6 protein-coding genes are annotated in these 3891 nt (G+C 52.8%); 1 reads left to right on the top strand and 5 read right to left on the bottom strand.

The features are described from left to right. Positions 1 to 451: 451 nt before the first annotated feature. A complete protein-coding gene (locus tag VAE55_RS06830; RefSeq protein ID WP_322815048.1) occupies positions 452 to 619 on the bottom strand; it encodes a hypothetical protein in 168 nt (55 codons plus the stop codon). Positions 620 to 679: 60 nt separating this feature from the next. Further along, positions 680 to 1345, bottom strand: a complete 666-nt coding sequence (locus tag VAE55_RS06825; RefSeq protein WP_322815047.1) for a hypothetical protein — start codon at positions 1343 to 1345, stop codon at positions 680 to 682. A 466-nt stretch (positions 1346 to 1811) separates the two neighbouring features. On the opposite strand from VAE55_RS06825, the gene VAE55_RS06820 reads away from it, so the two are divergent. Beyond that, positions 1812 to 2000 carry a hypothetical protein gene (locus VAE55_RS06820; RefSeq protein WP_287157650.1) on the top strand — a complete coding sequence of 63 codons (189 nt, stop codon included), beginning with the start codon at positions 1812 to 1814 and terminating at the stop codon, positions 1998 to 2000. Between the two features lie 127 nt (positions 2001 to 2127). On the opposite strand, the gene ybeY is transcribed toward VAE55_RS06820, so the two are convergent. The 3 genes from ybeY to VAE55_RS06805 are packed head-to-tail and all read right to left on the bottom strand — an operon-like array spanning position 2128 to position 3609. Further along, positions 2128 to 2592 (bottom strand): rRNA maturation RNase YbeY, encoded by a 465-nt coding sequence (gene ybeY / locus VAE55_RS06815; protein ID WP_322815046.1) that lies wholly within the window; start codon positions 2590 to 2592, stop codon positions 2128 to 2130. After that, on the bottom strand, positions 2589 to 3047 hold the full coding sequence (locus VAE55_RS06810; protein WP_322815045.1) for an NUDIX hydrolase: 459 nt from the start codon (positions 3045 to 3047) through the stop codon (positions 2589 to 2591). Before VAE55_RS06810 ends, ybeY begins: the two co-directional genes overlap by 4 nt. Positions 3048 to 3057: 10 nt before the next feature. Further along, positions 3058 to 3609 carry an inorganic diphosphatase gene (locus VAE55_RS06805; RefSeq protein WP_012259161.1) on the bottom strand — a complete coding sequence of 184 codons (552 nt, stop codon included), beginning with the start codon at positions 3607 to 3609 and terminating at the stop codon, positions 3058 to 3060. Positions 3610 to 3891 lie beyond the last annotated feature (282 nt).

Genomic DNA, 3891 nt, shown 5'->3' with positions numbered 1-3891 from the left:
GCAATGGTAGGTGTTTTCTGAAATAGATGCTACCTCACGAGCAGCATGAACGACGCCAGGGGCAATGGCTAATATCCCCTGGCGTCATAAATTCATCTCTCCTTTGCAAATCGCTCACCGGAACCACAATCACAATTCAATTACAAAATCTGGGCGTACCATACACTTCTTGAACGTTTCAAAATCACGCAGCGGATTGTCTTGAATAATACCAAGAATGCCCGTGAGCGCAGCATCGATACTCGTCGTGTCGTGGTGGGTGACACTTACATATTGATAGCGACGTGATAGAATAGTTACGCAGCAGCATCGATATTCGTCGTGTCGTGGTGGGTGACGCCTTCAAGCGCTCGCTCCGTTGCGTATACTTCTTGATGCAGCATCGATACTCGTCGTGTCGTGGTGGGTGACACCGTAATCCAGCAAGAGATAGAAGCGGTCAAGGGCTTCCCTACGATCGGCGAAGCGCAAAGTAGGCCAGGATAAACTTGCACTCGTTACAAAGCGCCTGGATCAACACATCACGCTGCACCGCAATCCGCGCACGCTTTGTCTCTTCGGTCTGAACAATCTTAATCGTTTCGGTAAAGGCGGTAATGACCTTGATGGCATCGAGCACGGGCACTTGGCGAGCGGCATATCGAATGATGGCATTTCTGATTCCTCTGTTTCAAGCTGCCTATAGCAATATCTTCACATCGATGGCTTCAGCCAGCCCCTTCGCAACCTTTACTACTTCAAACAGGTCTTCCTCACGGTTTGGATCGGCAGTGGCGAGCATATTGCTCAGTGTAGCGGTCAGTTGATTAATCGTCGTCTCAAGCTCTTTGATACGCTCTTGAATGACGTAGTACTCAGCGATGCGATTCTGCATCTTCTCTTCTGCAACTTCCATCGCTGCGATCTGTTGCTCCACCGTAGTTTTAACCTGGGCAGTTGTGCCCTGTAAGGACAAACCAGCAGTCAACAGAGCTGGGCCGACAACCAATCCGCCGAGAACAGCTGTACCGAGGGCCATCCCACCACCACCGACAGCTAGAGCACCTCCGCCAAGCCAGGCCAGTGTCGCATTGGTGGCAGCAGCTCCACTCAGCGTGCTGATCGCCGTACCGGTTGAAGCAATACCCAAAGTGTGAACAGCGCTTTGGACTGTTGCGGCTATTGCTGTGCTGGCCCCGGCCGCTTTAAGCACAACCTGAACTATCTCGATGGGAGCAATATCGACATCTTGCCGGTTAGCGGGCTGTTGCAGAAGCAGCTCATTGATATCTTCTATTGAAAAATCGATTCTTAACTTTTGCCCGTTCCAGAAACATAACAGCTTTTTGGAGCGTATCATATGCATGGCGACGTAGATCGTTGTGTCTCTTCACGCAGTGGGCAAGGTGATTATGAGCTGCCTCGTACTCTGCTCTAGATTGTTCATGTACAGCTCGTCGTCTCTCGTACATATCGTTCAGTTCTTTGATTTTTTGAGTAGCATGTATTGTATCAACAGTACCCTTAACGCCGGCAATTACCGAACCACCTAACAAGACGAGAGGGACGAAAGGTAGTGGCATTAATCTCCTCCACAACAATGAAAACTCAACAGAGACTGGTCATAATACATCTGTCTGAAAAATGTTTAGCAATAGGTTATTAGTACTAAAATGGTACAGTATTACATGACATAAAAAGATAAATAATACTATCGATAACGCATGTACAGATTATGTGATATACACCAGCAAGTTGAATGGCGTATACCAAGTTTCGGCGGCAAACGACAAGCATTGCCACGGAGTGGCACCAGACCAGGATCGTAATTTATGACACGTCAGGTTCGTTCACTCATCAGCACGTTGATCATCTTGTTCGTCTTTTGGTTGATCTGGTCGCGCCTGCATATTGTGATCTTTGTGCAGATGCCGTGGTGGGGATTACTGCTGCTGGCGGTTGGTCTCTATCTGGTAATTGACTACGGCGTTGACATGATCTTTGGCCGACACCGGCGCTAAACAGGCGAGTTGGCGGGTTCGATCTGTCAGCGAACCGCAAGCGGCGATAGGCGAGTGATATGCAATGAGGGTGGAAGGAACGCCTTCCACCCCCATTCCAACACGAATATCATCCGTGAAACAGATACTACTCGCGTGGCAGACCAAGAATGGTCATGATCTCTTCTTCGCGGTCACGCATGCGTGCCGCTTCAGCGGGGCCTTGCTCGTGATCGTAGCCGAGCAGGTGCAGAACGCCATGCACCGTCAGGTACGCCAGTTCGCGAGCCGGACTGTGGCCGTACTCGGCGGCCTGGGCCAGCACCCGCTGGTACGAGATCGCAATATCGCCGAGGTAGCGTAGCTGATCCGGTGCGGCCACAAAGCGGCTATCGTGCCCATCATCGGCAAACGAAAGGACATCGGTTGGCGCATCAACCCCGCGAAAATCGCGATTCAGGCGGTGAAGCTCATCATCGGTAGTGATGCGAATTCCAACCTCACAGCCTTCCGGCATCTGCTCGGCGGCCAGCACTGCCGCCGCAGCGCGTTCAACCAGTGCGCTGTCGGCGGTGATACCTTCATCCAGTTGCACTTCGATAGTGTAGATCATACCTTTGCATTACCGCTCGCATCACAGAGTGCCTGCCGGGCCAACAATAGCACATCACGTTCCCGCTCGAATGAAACCCGCTGGAGCGCTTCATCGAGCGGGAACCAGCGAGCATCGTCAACTTCGCCGATCTGTGGTCGCACCTCACCCCGTTCATAGCGGAGCAGAAACAGATCGACATACTTGTGGACCCGGCTATGACCGGAGCGAAACCAGTACTCAATTGTCGCCAGATGCCGCTCCACAACGCCCTCAAGCCCAGTCTCTTCGGCTATTTCGCGCACAGCCGCAGCCTCCGCGGTTTCGCCCCGGTTTACGTGCCCTTTGGGCAGCCCCCAACGCTCACCACGATCGGTTGCAATCAGTACCACTTCGATCTGCGTGGCAACAACCCGATAAATAACACCGCCCGCCGAATAGGCTGTGCGATGCGAAAGTGAACGGCGTGAAGTCATGACCATCCGATCAGGCACGCTTGAGCACGCGACCGGCGCGCATATCCCAGTAGCGATCTATCGAGTACTGAATCCGCTCGCGAGCCACATCCGCCGACTCCCAGCCGACCGGTTCGACCCGTGAGCCTTCCAGGTCTTTGTAAACGGTAAAGAAGTGCTCGACTTCGCGCAGATAGTGCGCCGGCAGTGCCGTGTAGTTGTGGTAGTCGGCGAAGAAGGGATCATACTGTAGCACGGCGAGCACTTTGTCATCCGGCTCACCCTTATCGAGCATACGGAACAACCCCAGTGGCCGTGCCTCCACAATGCAACCAGGGAAAGTGGGCAGGTTGGTCATCACCAACACATCGAGCGGATCGCCATCATCGTAGTACGTCTGCGGCATAAAGCCGTAATCGCCGGGGTATTGCACGGCGGAGTAGAGCACGCGATCAAGGCGGAATGCCCCAATCCGCTTGTCAAATTCATATTTGTTGCGTGATCCCTTTGGAATTTCAACTACAACATGAATGACATTCGGAACGTCTGGACCGGGTTCCAGATCGTGCCATAGGTTCTGCATCGGTAGCCTCACTTGTACATCAGCATCTTAAGCCCTATTACCGCAAGATTATAACATGTAAAATAATCACCCGGTGACTGGATGCAGGCAGCGTTCGCTGGAACCTGGTGGCGACATGAAAACCACCAGGCCACAGAGGACACGACGGCGGGTCGCAACCGACATGGCGGGTGTATGTTAAAAGTTATCTCGTGTTACTGACGGACTCTATGGTCGTAACGAGCACACACCGCACACCCGTGACCAGCACGGTCAACCGCGTGACACGCACCTGACCCAAAG

It is taken from the genome of Chloroflexus sp., assembly GCF_034432675.1.
Lineage (GTDB): Bacteria > Chloroflexota > Chloroflexia > Chloroflexales > Chloroflexaceae > Chloroflexus.
This window is presented reverse-complemented; position numbering and strand designations above follow the sequence as displayed.